The sequence below is a fragment of the Bacillus sp. FSL R5-0560 genome, from assembly GCF_037966305.1.
GTDB lineage: Bacteria > Bacillota > Bacilli > Bacillales > Bacillaceae > Bacillus > Bacillus mojavensis.
Genome location: NZ_CP150195.1, coordinates 1,744,312 through 1,760,869 on the forward strand (window position 1 = coordinate 1,744,312; position 16,558 = coordinate 1,760,869).

The 16,558-nt window shown below is 44.7% G+C and carries 17 protein-coding genes; 16 read left to right on the plus strand and 1 reads right to left on the minus strand.

Features of this window, described 5'->3' with window-relative positions:
• Positions 1–128: 128 nt before the first annotated feature.
• From sdaAB to ftsY, 11 genes are all read left to right on the plus strand, one after another.
• Positions 129–791, plus strand: a complete 663-nt coding sequence (gene sdaAB, locus NST56_RS09030) for an L-serine ammonia-lyase, iron-sulfur-dependent subunit beta (protein WP_010334213.1) — start codon at positions 129–131, stop codon at positions 789–791.
• A gap of 23 nt (positions 792–814) precedes the next feature.
• On the plus strand, positions 815–1,717 hold the full coding sequence (gene sdaAA, locus NST56_RS09035) for an L-serine ammonia-lyase, iron-sulfur-dependent, subunit alpha (RefSeq protein ID WP_029441254.1): 903 nt from the start codon (positions 815–817) through the stop codon (positions 1,715–1,717).
• The gene (gene recG / locus NST56_RS09040) at positions 1,695–3,743 is read left to right on the plus strand and encodes an ATP-dependent DNA helicase RecG (RefSeq protein WP_010334214.1); all 2,049 of its coding nucleotides are present in this window, start codon (positions 1,695–1,697) and stop codon (positions 3,741–3,743) included. The genes sdaAA and recG overlap by 23 nt, the downstream gene beginning before the upstream one ends.
• 107 nt (positions 3,744–3,850) lie before the next feature.
• The gene (gene fapR / locus NST56_RS09045; RefSeq protein ID WP_029441255.1) at positions 3,851–4,417 is read left to right on the plus strand and encodes a transcription factor FapR; all 567 of its coding nucleotides are present in this window, start codon (positions 3,851–3,853) and stop codon (positions 4,415–4,417) included.
• 13 nt (positions 4,418–4,430) lie between these two features.
• Positions 4,431–5,432, plus strand: a complete 1,002-nt coding sequence (plsX, locus tag NST56_RS09050) for a phosphate acyltransferase PlsX (RefSeq protein ID WP_168747801.1) — start codon at positions 4,431–4,433, stop codon at positions 5,430–5,432.
• 18 nt (positions 5,433–5,450) lie between these two features.
• Positions 5,451–6,404, plus strand: a complete 954-nt coding sequence (gene fabD, locus NST56_RS09055) for an ACP S-malonyltransferase (RefSeq protein WP_339181432.1) — start codon at positions 5,451–5,453, stop codon at positions 6,402–6,404.
• Positions 6,397–7,137: a 3-oxoacyl-[acyl-carrier-protein] reductase gene (gene fabG / locus NST56_RS09060; RefSeq protein WP_339181433.1), complete on the plus strand. Its 741-nt coding sequence runs from the start codon at positions 6,397–6,399 to the stop codon at positions 7,135–7,137. The genes fabD and fabG overlap by 8 nt, the downstream gene beginning before the upstream one ends.
• 84 nt (positions 7,138–7,221) lie before the next feature.
• Positions 7,222–7,455: an acyl carrier protein gene (gene acpP / locus NST56_RS09065; protein ID WP_003154310.1), complete on the plus strand. Its 234-nt coding sequence runs from the start codon at positions 7,222–7,224 to the stop codon at positions 7,453–7,455.
• A 139-nt stretch (positions 7,456–7,594) separates the two neighbouring features.
• Positions 7,595–8,344 carry a ribonuclease III gene (gene rncS / locus NST56_RS09070; protein WP_010334220.1) on the plus strand — a complete coding sequence of 250 codons (750 nt, stop codon included), beginning with the start codon at positions 7,595–7,597 and terminating at the stop codon, positions 8,342–8,344.
• A 100-nt stretch (positions 8,345–8,444) separates the two neighbouring features.
• Complete coding sequence (smc, locus tag NST56_RS09075; protein WP_339181435.1) at positions 8,445–12,005, plus strand: chromosome segregation protein SMC; 3,561 nt, start codon at positions 8,445–8,447, stop codon at positions 12,003–12,005.
• A 19-nt stretch (positions 12,006–12,024) separates the two neighbouring features.
• Positions 12,025–13,014, plus strand: coding sequence for a signal recognition particle-docking protein FtsY (ftsY, locus tag NST56_RS09080; RefSeq protein WP_044155917.1), 990 nt, complete (start codon positions 12,025–12,027; stop codon positions 13,012–13,014).
• A 60-nt stretch (positions 13,015–13,074) separates the two neighbouring features.
• Here ftsY and NST56_RS09085 read toward each other — a convergent pair whose 3' ends face one another.
• A complete protein-coding gene (locus NST56_RS09085) occupies positions 13,075–13,560 on the minus strand; it encodes an Ig-like domain-containing protein (RefSeq protein WP_339181439.1) in 486 nt (161 codons plus the stop codon).
• Between the two features lie 178 nt (positions 13,561–13,738).
• On the opposite strand from NST56_RS09085, the gene NST56_RS09090 reads away from it, so the two are divergent.
• The 5 genes from NST56_RS09090 to NST56_RS09110 all read left to right on the plus strand — a co-directional run bounded on the left by NST56_RS09090 (position 13,739) and on the right by NST56_RS09110 (position 16,556).
• Complete coding sequence (locus tag NST56_RS09090; RefSeq protein WP_003238590.1) at positions 13,739–14,071, plus strand: putative DNA-binding protein; 333 nt, start codon at positions 13,739–13,741, stop codon at positions 14,069–14,071.
• A gap of 13 nt (positions 14,072–14,084) precedes the next feature.
• Complete coding sequence (gene ffh, locus NST56_RS09095) at positions 14,085–15,425, plus strand: signal recognition particle protein (RefSeq protein ID WP_024121380.1); 1,341 nt, start codon at positions 14,085–14,087, stop codon at positions 15,423–15,425.
• A gap of 105 nt (positions 15,426–15,530) precedes the next feature.
• Positions 15,531–15,803 carry a 30S ribosomal protein S16 gene (gene rpsP, locus NST56_RS09100; protein WP_003220815.1) on the plus strand — a complete coding sequence of 91 codons (273 nt, stop codon included), beginning with the start codon at positions 15,531–15,533 and terminating at the stop codon, positions 15,801–15,803.
• Positions 15,803–16,048: a KH domain-containing protein gene (locus NST56_RS09105; protein WP_024121381.1), complete on the plus strand. Its 246-nt coding sequence runs from the start codon at positions 15,803–15,805 to the stop codon at positions 16,046–16,048. The genes rpsP and NST56_RS09105 overlap by 1 nt, the downstream gene beginning before the upstream one ends.
• Positions 16,049–16,169: 121 nt before the next feature.
• Positions 16,170–16,556 carry a YlqD family protein gene (locus NST56_RS09110; protein WP_268450196.1) on the plus strand — a complete coding sequence of 129 codons (387 nt, stop codon included), beginning with the start codon at positions 16,170–16,172 and terminating at the stop codon, positions 16,554–16,556.
• The last annotated feature ends 2 nt before the right edge of the window (positions 16,557–16,558 follow it).

Sequence of the window (16,558 nt, forward strand, 5' to 3'; positions counted from 1 at the left end):
GCCCTTCTATTCTTATGTCTGCTTTTAAGTGCGGCAGCGCTGTAACGCGCCCGCTTGCCATTTTATATCCGATCAATTAGTCTAGAAGCAAAGCCGCTTATAAGCTCTGTTTCATAAGGAGGAATAGCATGAAATACAGAAGCGTTTTTGATATTATCGGCCCGGTTATGATCGGTCCGTCCAGTTCGCATACAGCAGGAGCGGCGAGAATCGGGAGAGTGGCCAGAAGTTTATTTGGCAGGGAGCCTGAGCGCATCGTTGTGTCCTTTTACGGCTCTTTTGCTGAAACATATAAGGGTCACGGCACAGATGTGGCGATCATCGGCGGTCTGCTTGATTTTGATACATTTGACGAACGGATTAAAACCGCTATACAAATTGCAGAAGATAAAGGAATTGATATAGAGTTTCGAGTCGAAGACGCTGTTCCGGTTCATCCGAACACAGCTCGAATCAGTATTTCTGATGGTAAGGGAGAACTTGAACTGACAGGAATTTCAATAGGCGGAGGAAAAATTGAAATCACAGAATTAAACGGCTTTGAGCTCCGTCTGTCTGGAAACCACCCTGCCATTCTAGTTGTTCATAATGACAAGTTTGGCACCATTGCAGGTGTTGCCAATGTCCTTGCGAAATTCTCAATCAACGTTGGCCATATGGAAGTTGCCCGCAAGGATATTGGGCAGCTTGCGCTGATGACAATAGAGGTCGATCAGAATATTGACGACCACGTTCTCGACGAGCTGTCGAAGCTGCCGAACATTATTCAAGTGACAAAGATTGCTGACTAGCGAAGGGTCAGGAGGAGCCAGTTATGTTTCGTAATGTAAAGGAATTAATTGAAATTACCAAAGAAAAGCAGATATTGATCTCTGATGTAATGATCGCTCAAGAGATGGAAGTAACAGAAAAAACAAAAGAAGAGATTTTTCAGCAGATGGATCACAATCTGACTGTTATGGAAGCGGCGGTTCAAAAAGGGCTTGAAGGGGTTACGAGTCAAACAGGCCTGACCGGCGGCGATGCAGTTAAAATGCAAGCCTATATTCGATCTGGAAAAAGCTTATCGGGACCGCTGATTTTAGATGCAGTATCGAAAGCTGTCGCAACAAATGAAGTAAATGCAGCCATGGGAACAATCTGTGCAACACCGACTGCTGGATCTGCGGGTGTAGTGCCGGGTACGTTATTTGCCGTGAAAGAGAAGCTGAACCCGACAAGAGAACAAATGATCCGCTTTTTATTTACGGCCGGAGCTTTCGGATTTGTCGTAGCAAATAATGCAAGTATTTCCGGTGCTGCCGGCGGGTGTCAGGCAGAGGTAGGATCTGCCTCGGGCATGGCAGCTGCGGCAATTGTTGAAATGGCAGGCGGTACACCTGAGCAAAGTGCGGAGGCCATGGCTATTACATTAAAAAATATGCTCGGCCTTGTGTGCGATCCTGTTGCGGGTCTTGTTGAAGTGCCTTGTGTGAAGCGGAATGCAATGGGCGCTTCCAACGCGATGATTGCTGCTGATATGGCATTGGCAGGCATTACAAGCCGGATTCCATGTGACGAGGTCATCGATGCAATGTATAAAATCGGCCAAACGATGCCCACTGCACTTAGAGAAACAGGCCAGGGCGGTTTAGCGGCAACCCCGACGGGAAGAGAATTAGAGAAAAAAATATTCGGAGGAGCGCTGGGTTCAAGTGAAACAACATCAGCAAACTAGTATAGCCAACATTAAGGGCATTGGGCCGGAAACAGAAAAAACATTAAATGAACTCGGTATTTATGACATTTCTGATCTTCTGAATTATTTCCCTTATCGCTATGATGACTACGAGCTGAGGGATTTAGAAGAAGTAAAGCATGATGAAAGAGTCACAGTTGAAGGGAAGGTTCATTCAGAGCCTTCTCTTACCTATTACGGAAAAAAACGAAACAGGCTGACATTTCGCCTTCTTGTCGGCCATTATTTAATCACCGCCGTTTGTTTTAATCGTCCTTATTTAAAGAAAAAGATTTCGCTGGGATCTGTCGTGACGATTTCCGGTAAATGGGACAAGCACCGTCAGACCATTTCTGTTCAGGAATTGAAAAATGGGCCGCATCAAGAGGATAAGAGCATTGAACCAGTCTATTCCGTAAAAGAAAATGTCACCGTCAAAATGATGAGACGTTTTATTCAGCACGGGCTGACCCAATATGCGGACTCAATACCTGATCCTCTTCCGGAAAATCTTAAAATCCGCTATAAGCTGCCGGACTATCATCAGGCGTTAAAAGCGATGCACCAGCCAGAAACAAGAGAGGCATTAAAGCTGGCCAGGCGGCGGTTCGTTTACGAAGAATTTTTATTATTTCAGTTGAAAATGCAAGCGTTCCGAAAGGCGGAAAGAGAGCAGTCACAAGGGATACGGCAGCGTTTTTCAAACGAAGAACTCATGAAATTTGTCAAAAGCCTCCCGTTTCCCCTCACCAACGCCCAGTCCCGCGTGCTTCGCGAAATAACAGCAGACATGTCTTCTCCATACAGAATGAACCGCCTTCTTCAAGGGGACGTCGGATCAGGAAAAACGGCAATCGCTGCCATCGCGCTTTATGCCGCAATCTTATCCGGCTATCAGGGAGCGCTTATGGTTCCGACAGAAATTCTGGCTGAACAGCATGCTGATTCGCTTGTTTCACTGTTTGAAAAGTGGGATATCAATGTCGCCCTTCTGACAAGCTCTGTAAAAGGAAAGCGCCGAAGAGAATTGCTTGAGCGGCTTGCTGAGGGAGAGATTGATATCCTTGTAGGAACCCACGCTTTAATTCAGGATGAGGTCGAGTTTAAAGCGCTAAGTCTTGTCATCACGGATGAGCAGCATCGATTTGGAGTTGAACAGCGGAAGAAGCTTCGGAACAAAGGGCAGGATCCCGATGTTCTCTTTATGACAGCCACTCCGATTCCGAGAACCCTAGCGATCACTGTTTTTGGTGAAATGGATGTCTCCGTCATTGATGAAATGCCGGCGGGGCGCAAAAAAATCGAAACCTATTGGGTGAAGCATGACATGCTGGACCGCATTCTGGCATTCGTCGAAAAAGAATTAAAGCAGGGCAGACAGGCGTATATTATCTGTCCGCTGATCGAAGAATCAGACAAGCTTGATGTGCAAAATGCCATAGACGTATACAATATGCTTTCTGAGGTGTTTCGAGGAACATGGAACGTCGGCCTTATGCACGGAAAACTGCATCCCGATGAAAAAGATCAGGTGATGAGGGAATTCAGCGCGAATACGTGTCAAATTCTCGTATCAACCACTGTTGTTGAAGTCGGGGTGAATGTCCCGAATGCAACGATTATGGTCATTTACGACGCAGATCGCTTTGGCTTGTCCCAGCTTCATCAGCTGCGCGGCCGTGTCGGCCGCGGCGAACATCAATCCTACTGCATTCTTATGGCTGATCCGAAATCAGAAACAGGAAAAGAACGTATGAGAATCATGTCGGAAACCAATGACGGCTTTGAACTGTCTGAAAAGGATTTGGAACTGAGAGGCCCAGGGGATTTCTTTGGAAAAAAACAAAGCGGAATGCCTGAGTTTAAGGTGGCGGACATGGTTCATGATTACAGAGCGCTTGAAACGGCAAGGCAGGACGCTGCAAATCTTGTGGCTTCGGAAGTGTTCTGGAAGGACCCTGAATATGGGGCGCTAAGAGAGCATTTGCTGAAAAGCGGAGTCATGGATGGGGAAAAATTGAGCTGAGGTAAGAAGTTTTTGGTGTTCAGCCAGAAACAATCATTGCATTCCAATCTATGAAATTATATACTACTATTAGTACCTAGTCTTAATTGTCCGGACGGTGTTTAGATATGAGAAGAAATAAGAAAGAACGCCAGGAATTACTTCAGCAGACGATCAAAGCAACCCCATTTATTACAGATGAAGAATTAGCGGGTAAATTCGGAGTAAGCATTCAGACGATTCGTTTGGACCGCTTGGAGCTTTCCATACCGGAGCTGAGAGAAAGAATTAAGAACGTGGCAGAGAAAACGCTTGAAGATGAAGTGAAGTCCCTGTCATTAGACGAAGTCATCGGAGAAATTATTGACCTTGAGCTGGATGATCAGGCGATTTCTATTTTAGAGATAAAACAGGAGCATGTATTCAGCCGGAATCAAATAGCGAGAGGACACCATTTATTTGCTCAAGCGAATTCCTTGGCCGTTGCCATTATAGATGACGAATTGGCGCTTACTGCAAGTGCAGACATCCGCTTTACCAGGCAGGTAAAGCAGGGTGAACGCGTCGTTGCGAAAGCGAAAGTAACGGCGGTTGATAAAGAAAAAGGAAGAACGGTTGTCGAAGTGAACAGCTATGTTGCAGAGGAAATTGTTTTTTCTGGACATTTTGACATGTACCGTTCAAAACATTCATAAAGGTGGAGCATGCATGAGAATAGCTGTAGATGCAATGGGAGGAGACCACGCTCCCAAAGCTGTTATTGACGGAGTTATGAAGGGGATAGAGTCATTTGATGATCTTCATATTACACTTGTCGGTGACAAGACTACAATAGAATCATATTTAACAACATCATCAGATCGCATCACGGTGCTGCACGCAGATGAAGTGATTGAGCCTACGGACGAACCGGTCCGCGCCGTGCGGAGAAAAAAGAACTCTTCTATGGTCCTGATGGCGCAGGAAGTTGCGGAAGGCAGAGCTGACGCCTGCATTTCAGCAGGAAATACCGGCGCGCTAATGACAGCCGGCCTGTTTATTGTGGGAAGAATTAAAGGAATTGACCGCCCTGCGCTTGCACCGACACTGCCGACTGTTTCAGGCGGAGGATTTCTGCTCCTTGATGTCGGCGCCAATGTAGATGCCAAACCTGAGCATCTCGTTCAATATGCCATTATGGGTTCTGTTTATTCCCAGCAAGTCCGGGGTGTGACTTCACCGAGAGTCGGACTTTTGAATGTCGGAACAGAAGATAAAAAAGGAAACGAACTGACGAAGCAGGCGTTCCAATTATTAAAAAAGGCAAACATCAACTTTATCGGAAACGTGGAAGCGCGTGACCTTTTAGACGATGTAGCAGATGTCGTAGTAACGGACGGATTTACCGGGAATGTTACACTCAAAACGCTTGAAGGCTCTGCGATGTCCATTTTTAAAATGATGAGAGAAGCGCTCACGTCAAACTTTACATCTAAGCTTGCGGCAGCTGTGCTGAAGCCGAAGATGAAAGAAATGAAAATGAAAATGGATTATTCCGAATACGGCGGAGCAAGCCTTTTCGGTTTGAAAGCGCCGGTAATCAAGGCACACGGCTCGTCTGATGCCCGTGCGGTTTACCATGCGATCCGCCAAGCCAGAGAGATGGTCAGCCAAAATGTGGCTGCGCTCATCCAAGAAGAAGTAAAAGAAGAAGAAAAAACAGATGAATAGTCTGGAGGTTTTAACATCATGAGTAAGATTGCATTTTTATTCCCTGGTCAGGGATCACAATTTATCGGCATGGGAAAAGAGCTTTATGAGCAGGTGCCTGCTGCAAAACGTCTGTTTGATGAAGCTGACGAAACATTGGAAACAAAGCTCAGCTCATTGATTTTTGAAGGTGATGCCAAAGAATTAACGCTTACATACAATGCGCAGCCTGCTTTGCTGACGACTAGCATTGCTGTGCTTGAGAAATTTAAAGAATCAGGCATTACACCTGATTTCACAGCCGGACACAGCCTTGGAGAATATTCTGCACTGGTGGCGGCTGGCGCAATGAGCTTTAAAGACGCTGTTTATACTGTCAGAAAACGCGGTGAGTTCATGAACGAAGCGGTGCCGGCCGGAGAAGGAGCGATGGCTGCTATTCTCGGCATGGATGCAAACGCGTTGAAACAAGTAACCGATAAAGTCACTGAGGACGGCCACCTTGTGCAGCTTGCCAACCTCAACTGTCCCGGACAGATTGTTATTTCCGGAACGTCAAAAGGAGTAGAGCTTGCATCTGAACAGGCTAAAGAGAACGGCGCTAAACGAGCGATTCCGCTTGACGTAAGCGGTCCGTTCCATTCTGAACTGATGAAGCCTGCCGCTGAAAAGCTGAAAGAAGTTTTGGACTCCTGTGAACTGAAAAACGCAGATGTGCCGGTGATCTCAAATGTTTCTGCAGATGTGATGACAGATAAGGAAGAGATTAAAGAAAAACTCATTGAGCAGCTGTACTCCCCGGTTCGTTTTGAGGAAACTGTTAACAAGCTGATTGCAGAGGGTGTTACGACGTTTATTGAAATCGGTCCCGGCAAAGTGCTTTCAGGCCTTGTGAAAAAAGTAAACAGACGCTTAAAAACCATTGCCGTATCAGACCCGGAAACGATTGAACTGGCAATTCAAACGCTTAAGGAGGAGAATGAGAATGCTTAATGAAAAAACAGCTGTTGTCACTGGCGCATCCCGTGGAATCGGCCGTTCAATCGCCCTTGACTTGGCCAAAAACGGTGCAAATGTTGTCGTTAACTACTCAGGCAGCGAAGCGAAAGCAAATGAAGTTGTAGATGAAATCAAATCAATGGGCAGAAAAGCAATTGCTGTCAAAGCCGATGTATCAAATCCTGAAGATGTACAAAACATGATAAAAGAAGCGATTTCTGTTTTCTCTACGGTCGACATTCTAGTGAACAACGCCGGAATCACAAAAGACAATCTCATCATGAGAATGAAAGAAGATGAGTGGGATGATGTCATTAACATTAACCTGAAGGGTGTTTTCAACTGTACGAAAGCTGTCACAAGACAAATGATGAAGCAGCGTTCAGGCCGGATTATTAACGTATCATCTATTGTCGGCGTCAGCGGAAATCCTGGACAAGCCAACTACGTGGCTGCAAAAGCAGGTGTGATCGGCTTAACGAAATCTTCAGCTAAAGAGCTCGCAAGCCGAAATATCACCGTTAATGCGATTGCACCTGGATTTATCTCAACTGATATGACAGATAAGCTTGCAAAAGATGTTCAAGATGACATGCTGAAACAAATTCCGCTCGCTCGCTTTGGCGATCCCAGCGATGTCAGCAGCGTCGTGACGTTTCTAGCTTCAGAGGGAGCGCGTTATATGACAGGCCAGACCCTTCATATTGACGGCGGAATGGTCATGTAAGTTTTTTTCTTGAAAATTTCATCATAGTTACTCTAGTTTTTTAAAAACGAATCCACTATAATACTTGAGGGGAGGTGAATTGCTATGGCAGATACATTAGAGCGTGTAACGAAAATCATCGTAGATCGCCTTGGCGTTGATGAAGCAGACGTCAAACTTGAAGCTTCTTTCAAGGAAGACTTAGGTGCTGATTCCCTAGATGTAGTTGAGCTTGTTATGGAACTTGAAGACGAGTTTGATATGGAAATTTCTGACGAAGATGCTGAAAAGATTGCAACAGTCGGCGACGCTGTGAACTACATACAAAACCAGCAATAAGCTGATGCTAAAAGTCCCGCCGAAACGCGGGGCTTTAGCCCTTTATTCGTGCAGTTATTACAGCATGCCGCTTTTACGCGCGCTGTATCCGGTTTAGTCAGAGAAGCGCGGTGAACCTGATGTGCCTATGGAGGTTACTATGTCAAAACACTCACATTACAAAGATAAGAAAAAGTTCTATAAAAAAATAGAACAATTTAAAGAGTTTCAAGAACGGATCTCGGTTCACTTTCAAAATGAAAAGCTTTTGTATCAAGCATTTACACATTCATCTTATGTGAATGAGCATCGGAAAAAGCCGTATGAAGATAATGAAAGGCTTGAATTTTTAGGTGACGCTGTTTTGGAACTGACGATCTCCAGATTCTTATTTGCCAAGTATCCGGCTATGAGTGAAGGAGATTTGACGAAATTGAGAGCCGCAATTGTATGCGAACCGTCTCTCGTTTCATTGGCTCACGAACTGTCATTCGGCGATCTTGTCCTATTGGGGAAAGGCGAGGAAATGACAGGCGGCAGAAAACGTCCTGCGCTTTTGGCGGATGTCTTCGAAGCATTTATCGGAGCCTTGTATCTTGACCAGGGATTAGAGCCGGTCGAAAGTTTCTTAAAAGTCTATGTGTTCCCTAAAATAAACGATGGTGCTTTTTCTCATGTGATGGATTTTAAAAGCCAGCTGCAGGAATACGTGCAGCGTGACGGCAAAGGCTCGCTGGAGTATAAAATATCCAACGAAAAAGGACCTGCCCATAACCGTGAATTCGAAGCCATCGTATCTCTAAAAGGTGAACCACTCGGAGTCGGAAACGGCCGTTCAAAGAAAGAAGCCGAACAGCACGCAGCTCAGGAAGCTCTAGCTAAATTGCAAAAACACCATACGAAACAATAAAATCCCCCTAAGCTATAAGGGGGATTTCAGTATGTTTGCCGTCTTATTTCATCCATGTTTATGATAAAATTGAAATACTTATTACATAAGGAGGATCGCTATGTTCCTCAAACGTTTAGACGTTATAGGATTTAAATCATTTGCAGAACGGATTTCCGTTGATTTTGTAAAAGGCGTCACTGCGGTTGTCGGCCCGAACGGAAGCGGAAAAAGCAATATCACAGACGCTATTCGCTGGGTTCTTGGAGAACAATCAGCACGTTCCCTTCGCGGCGGAAAAATGGAAGATATTATTTTTGCCGGCAGTGATTCGAGAAAACGGTTAAATCTTGCCGAAGTTACGCTTACGCTTGATAATGACGATCATTTTTTGCCGATTGACTTCCACGAGGTCAGTGTCACAAGGCGTGTGTACAGATCTGGCGAGAGTGAATTCTTAATTAACAATCAGCCGTGCCGCTTAAAAGATATTATTGATTTATTTATGGACTCAGGACTTGGAAAAGAAGCATTTTCGATTATCAGCCAAGGGAAAGTGGAAGAAATCCTGAGCAGCAAAGCGGAGGACCGCCGCAGTATCTTTGAAGAAGCAGCCGGGGTGCTCAAATACAAAACGAGAAAGAAAAAAGCAGAAAACAAGCTGTTTGAAACCCAGGATAATTTAAATCGGGTAGAAGATATTTTACATGAGCTGGAAGGTCAGGTTGAACCTCTTAAAATACAGGCCTCAATCGCGAAAGACTACCTGGAGAAAAAGAAAGAGCTTGAGCACGTTGAAATTGCGCTGACCGCTTATGATATTGAAGAACTGCACGCCAAATGGTCAAGCCTTCAGGAGAAAGTGCAAGCCGCAAAGGAAGAAGAGCTTGCTGAATCGTCTGCTATATCAGCAAAAGAAGCGAAAATTGAAGATGCGCGCGACAAAATTCAAGCGCTCGATGAATCAGTGAACGAGCTCCAGCAAGTCTTGCTTGTGACAAGTGAGGAGCTTGAAAAGCTGGAGGGGCGCAAAGAAGTACTGAAAGAACGCAAAAAAAACGCTGTGCAAAACCGCGAACAGCTTGAAGAAGCCATCGTACAGTTTCAGCAAAAAGAAGCTGTGCTGAAAGAAGATCTTGCGAAGCAGGAAGCTGTCTTTGAAGCGCTTCAGACAGAAGTCAAAGATTTAAAAGCACAGGTGAAGGAAAAGCAGCAGGCTCTCAGTCTTCACAATGAAAATGTCGAAGAGAAAATTGAGCAGCTGAAAAGCGATTACTTTGAGCTGTTAAACAGCCAGGCATCGATTCGCAATGAGCTCCAGCTGCTCGATGACCAGATGTCCCAATCAGCAGTTATCCAACAGAGGCTGGCTGATAATAATGAAAAGCATCTGCAGGAACGGCGCGATATTACCGCCCAAAAAGCTGCATGTGAAACCGAGTTTGCCCGCATAGAGCAGGAGATTCACAGCCAAGTCGGCACGTATCGAGAAATGCAGGTTAAATACGAACAGAAAAAGCGTCAGTATGAGAAAAATGAATCTGCTCTTTACCAAGCATACCAATACGTCCAGCAGGCGAGGTCGAAAAAAGACATGCTTGAGACAATGCAGGGAGATTTTTCCGGCTTTTATCAGGGTGTTAAAGAGGTGCTGAAAGCGAAAGAGCGGCTTGGCGGAATTCGCGGGGCTGTCCTTGAGCTGATGTCAACAGAACAAAAGTATGAAACGGCTATTGAAATAGCACTCGGAGCTTCAGCACAGCATGTTGTGACCGAGGATGAACAGTCCGCCCGTAAAGCAATTCAATATTTGAAACAGAATTCGTTCGGCCGGGCGACATTTCTGCCGCTTTCTGTCATCAAAGACCGTCAGCTTCAAAGCAGGGACGTGGCAACTGCGAAGCAGCATCCGTCATTTCTCGGGGTTGCCAGTGATCTTGTCACATTTGATCCCGCGTATCGCCGTATCATTCAAAACCTGCTCGGCACCGTTTTGATTACAGAGCATTTAAAAGGCGCAAACGAGCTTGCGAAGCTGCTTGGGCACCGGTACCGAATCGTAACTCTCGAGGGCGATGTCGTAAATCCTGGAGGTTCAATGACGGGGGGCGCCGTTAAAAAGAAAAACAACTCCCTGTTAGGAAGAAGCCGGGAACTTGAGGATGTCACCCAGCGGCTGGCTGAGATGGAAGAAAAAACAGCGCAGCTTGAACAAGAGGTCAAAACCCTTAAGCAATCCATTCAGGAGATGGAGAAAAAACTGGCTGATTTAAGAGAGGCCGGGGAAGGCTTAAGAGTGAAGCAGCAGGATGTGAAAGGCCAGCTGTATGAGCTTCAAGTTGCTGAGAAGAATATCAATACTCACTTAGAGCTCTATGATCAAGAAAAATCAGCTCTGTCAGATAGCGATCGAGAGAAGAAAGCGCGCAAACGCGAGCTGGAAGAAAAGCTTTCTTCCGTATCTGAAAGAATGAAACAGCTTGAAGAGGATATTGAAAGACTGACAAAACAAAAACAGACACAGTCCTCTACAAAAGAGTCTCTCTCCAATGAGCTGACTGAGCTGAAGATCGCAGCAGCGAAAAAAGAGCAAGCATGTCAGAGCGAAGAGGACAACCTCGCTAGATTAAAGAAAGAGCTCCAAGAAACAGAGCTTGCTTTAAAAGAGGCGAAAGAGGACCTAAGCTTCTTAACGTCAGAAATGTCATCAAGCACAAGCGGCGAAGAAAAACTGGAAGAGGCCGCAAAACATAAATTAAATGACAAAACAAAAACAATTGAATTGATTGCGTTAAGGCGCGACCAGAGGATCAAACTTCAGCAGGGGCTTGATACGTATGAGCGCGAGCTGAAAGAAATGAAGCGCCTGTATAAACAAAAAACAACGCTCTTAAAAGACGAAGAAGTAAAACTAGGCCGAATGGAAGTCGAGCTTGATAATTTGCTGCAATACTTGCGGGAAGAATACAGCTTGTCCTTTGAGGGAGCCAAAGAGAAATACCAGCTTGAAACAGATCCTGAGGAAGCACGAAAGCGCGTGAAGCTGATTAAACTCGCAATAGAAGAGCTTGGAACGGTAAACCTCGGAAGCATAGATGAGTTTGAGAGGGTTAACGAACGCTATCAATTCTTGTCAGAGCAAAAAGAAGATTTAACAGAAGCAAAAAATACCCTGTTTCAAGTGATTGAGGAAATGGACGAAGAGATGACGAAACGCTTTAACGACACATTCGTCCAAATCCGCTCACACTTTGATCAAGTCTTCCGCTCCTTATTCGGAGGAGGGCGAGCGGAATTAAGGCTTACCGATCCGAATGATCTGCTGCATTCCGGAGTAGAAATTATCGCGCAGCCGCCGGGAAAAAAACTGCAAAACTTAAACCTTTTGTCTGGCGGAGAGCGTGCGCTTACTGCTATTGCGCTCTTATTCTCAATTTTAAAGGTACGCCCTGTGCCTTTTTGTGTTCTTGACGAGGTAGAAGCAGCACTTGACGAAGCAAATGTGTTCCGGTTTGCGCAGTATTTGAAAAAATACAGCGCCGATACCCAGTTTATTGTGATTACCCACAGAAAAGGCACTATGGAGGAAGCCGATGTGCTTTACGGCGTGACAATGCCGGAGTCAGGTGTTTCTAAGGTCATCTCAGTGAAGCTGGAAGAGACAAAAGAATTCGTTCAGTAACGAGGAAAGAGGTTATAAGATGAGTTTTTTTAAAAAATTAAAAGAGAAAATCACAAAGCAGACAGATTCCGTATCTGAAAAATTTAAGGACGGCCTTGAAAAAACGAGAAACTCCTTTCAAAATAAAGTGAATGATCTCGTGTCCCGTTACCGTAAAATTGATGAGGACTTCTTCGAAGAGCTTGAAGAGGTTCTGATCAGTGCTGATGTCGGTTTTACAACGGTTATGGAGCTGATAGACGAGCTCAAAAAAGAAGTGAAGCGCAGAAATATTCAAGATCCGCAGGAAGTGCAGTCTGTTATTTCTGAAAAGCTGGTGGAGATTTATAACAGCGGAGACGAACAAATATCTGAGCTGAACATTCAGGAAGGGCGTTTAAATGTCATTCTTCTAGTCGGCGTAAATGGAGTCGGCAAAACGACAACGATCGGAAAGCTTGCTCATAAACTAAAGCAAGAAGGAAAGTCTGTTGTACTTGCTGCCGGAGACACTTTCAGAGCAGGAGCGATTGAACAGCTTGAAGTATGGGGAGAACGTACTGGTGTGCCTGTCATTAAACAGGCGGCCGGCAGCGATCCTGCGGCTGTCATCTATGATGCTGTTCACGCTGCCAAAGCGAGAGAAGCTGATGTGTTAATTTGTGATACGGCAGGGCGTCTTCAAAACAAGGTAAACCTGATGAAGGAGCTCGAAAAGGTGAAGCGTGTTATCGAAAGAGAAGTGCCGGAAGCGCCTCATGAGGTGCTGCTCGCCCTTGATGCCACGACTGGCCAAAACGCAATGGCGCAGGCGAAGGAGTTCTCGAAAGCAACAAACGTAACAGGAATTGCTTTAACAAAACTTGACGGCACTGCAAAAGGCGGTATTGTCCTTGCGATTCGCAACGAGCTTCATATCCCGGTTAAATTAGTCGGATTAGGAGAAAAAGTTGATGATCTTCAGGAGTTTGACGCTGAATCTTACGTATACGGCCTCTTTTCAGATTTAGTGGAAAAAGCGGAGGATTAATATTTTTGGGTTCACCGATTATAGACAGACAGCCCCCAAAACCCTAGGGGGCTGTTTTTGTTATCGTCTCACTTGATAGGCGAAATGATAAAGGCTGTTATCAGTGGATAGCAATCTCGCATCACCGGAATAAACCCTGAATGGGATGATGTCGTAGTAATGAACGGAAACAGATGTGTAATACGTGTAGTAGCCAGCGGCAGGTCCTAAATACATTGGAATGTCAAACTTTCCGTTTTCATCGGTTGTTCCTGCAGCTGTCTTTGTTGTATTCCCGACTTTCGTATCTGCTTCGAAGCTGACTGGTGTGTTTGGCACTGGCACTCCATTTTCGTCGAGCAATGTACCGCTTATCGTAATATTGTACTTAACTCGCCAAAATTGGCCCTGTCCGTAATTGATTTTGCCGTACACGCCTCCGTCCGTGCTAATATTTGAGATGGAGGCCTTATAAGGGACTCCGGCCGCAGCTGCTTGCTGGGCGGGAAAAATAAATGGTAACACGGCAGCCAAGCATAACATAAACAATAAACCGATTTTTTTCATGTGAAATCCTCCTTTTAAATATGGTTCATATAAAATATCGGAATAATTCGGATGTTGTTTAGTTAATATTGGAAAAAGTTATCATTCCTTTGACAAGATAAAAACTTGACACTCACATTAAAACCATGTAAACTAAGTTATCGTAAAGGGATTTGACTTAACAAAGGGGAGAGCTCATATGTCGCTCGAAAAGACAACGAGAATGAATTATCTGTTTGATTTTTATCAGTCGTTGTTGACGTCTAAACAGAAGAGCTATATGTCTCTTTATTATTTGGACGATTTCTCCCTTGGCGAAATAGCCGAAGAATATGAGGTTTCAAGACAAGCTGTTTATGATAACATCAAACGAACAGAAGCGATGCTTGAACAATATGAAGAAAAGCTGCTCCTTTTGAAAAAGTTTCAGGAGCGTAAAGAGATGTTTAATAAGCTGAAGGAGCTTGCTTCCGGTTCTAAAGAAGAGGAAGAAATTACAGCTCTGATTGAAGCGCTTGAGAAATTAGATTAGGAGGCGGCAAACTATGGCATTTGAAGGATTAGCCGACCGACTGCAGCAGACGATTTCTAAAATCCGCGGAAAAGGGAAAGTCAGCGAACAAGATGTAAAAGAAATGATGCGTGAGGTTCGTCTTGCGCTGCTTGAGGCTGACGTTAACTTTAAAGTAGTAAAGGATTTTGTGAAAAAAGTAAGTGAACGGGCTGTAGGCCAAGACGTCATGAAAAGCCTGACGCCCGGCCAACAGGTCATTAAAGTCGTTAAAGAGGAACTGACAGAGCTGATGGGCGGCGAAGAAAGCAAAATTGCCGTCGCGAAGCGGCCGCCAACTGTTATTATGATGGTTGGTCTCCAGGGTGCCGGTAAAACGACAACAAGCGGTAAACTTGCAAATCTGCTGCGCAAAAAGCACAATCGCAAACCGATGCTGGTTGCTGCCGATATTTACCGTCCTGCTGCAATTAAGCAGCTGGAAACGCTCGGCAAGCAGCTCGACATGCCTGTTTTTTCCCTTGGTGATCAGGTCAGCCCTGTAGAAATAGCCAAGCAGGCTATTGAAAAAGCCAAGGAAGAACACTATGATTATGTCATTTTGGACACAGCAGGCCGTTTGCATATCGACCATGAGCTTATGGATGAACTGACCCAAGTGAAAGAAATCGCGAATCCGGAAGAAATCTTTCTGGTTGTCGATTCAATGACCGGGCAGGATGCCGTGAATGTAGCCAAAAGCTTTAACGAACAGCTCGGTTTAACCGGTGTTGTGTTAACGAAGCTTGATGGAGACACGCGCGGGGGTGCCGCACTTTCCATTCGTGCGGTGACAAACACGCCGATTAAATTCGCCGGTTTAGGCGAAAAGCTTGATGCATTAGAGGCTTTCCATCCTGAACGCATGGCATCAAGGATTCTCGGCATGGGTGACGTGTTAACATTGATTGAAAAAGCTCAGGCAACCGTCGATGAAGACAAGGCCAAAGAGCTGGAACAAAAAATGAGAACAATGAGCTTCACATTGGACGATTTTCTCGAGCAGCTCGGGCAGGTCAGAAACATGGGGCCTCTGGATGAGCTTCTGCAAATGATGCCGGGTGCAGGTAAGATGAAAGGCTTGAAAAATATTCAAGTTGATGAAAAGCAGCTGAATCATGTGGAAGCGATCATTAAATCGATGACTGTTCTTGAAAAAGAACAGCCGGATATCATTAATGCCAGCCGGCGCAAGCGGATTGCAAAAGGAAGCGGGACGTCCGTACAGGAAGTCAACCGTCTGCTTAAGCAGTTTGACGAAATGAAAAAAATGATGAAGCAAATGACAAACATGTCAAAAGGAAAGAAAAAAGGATTTAAGTTACCTTTTATGTAATCGGTTATACATGATAAAACCGTTGTTAAGAAAAAACACTTTACAAACACTTTTATCATTGTTAATATACTATCTTGTTGAAATATTTTCGGAGGTGCTAGTAAAATGGCAGTAAAAATTCGTTTAAAACGTATGGGAGCAAAAAAATCTCCTTTCTATCGTATTGTTGTAGCAGATTCTCGTTCACCGCGTGACGGCCGTTTCATCGAAACAGTCGGCACTTACAACCCGGTTGCAAAACCAGCGGAAGTAAAAATCGATGAAGAGCTTGCTCTTAAATGGCTTCAAACTGGAGCGAAACCATCTGATACAGTTCGCAACTTGTTCTCTAGCCAAGGAATCATGGAAAAATTCCACAACGCTAAACAAGGCAAGTAATGACTGATCAACACTTGGAAGATTTGATTGTCACGATTGTGACACCGCTTGTTGATCATCCAGATGACATTCGGGTCATAAGAGAAGAAACCGATCAAAAGATTGCGCTGCGCTTATCTGTTCATAAGTCAGATACCGGTAAAGTTATCGGTAAGCAAGGCCGGACTGCAAAAGCGATTCGAACAGCTGTATTTGCAGCTGGCGCACAGTCTTCTAAGAAAGTTCAATTTGAAATATTTGACTAAAAGGGAGAGGGCCGGCACCTCCCCTTTTTTTACACGCAAAAAACGGGTAAACTGATAGAAGATAAGACAAGATAGAAACGTCTGGTCTTGAAAAAGTTTTAAAAGCAGGGAGCTTGGTGCGATGCAAATTATTCACCGTGTAGCCGTTATGCAAGTCTTAACCGAGCACAGCAAAGAAAAGCTGTTATCTACTTTCACAGAAAAGAAGCAAATGCTTGAACGAGAATGCAGCCAGCTCTATTTTCAGCTTAGAAAACATGAAAAAGAACAGCAGAACCCAGATGTAATTGAGCAATTTAAAAAGGCAATAGAAAAACGAAAAGATAATATGAAAATGATCGATTTTCAAATTACCCAAGTACATACATTACCGCTTGGCAGTGAAATGAAAGAAAAGGAAATCGATGCGCTGCTGACCATTAAAGTCGGGGATGACTGGCATGAGAAAACAGCAGCAAACACCATCGTCATAAAAGACGGAACAGTAATTGAAATTCGCCAGAGGTGATC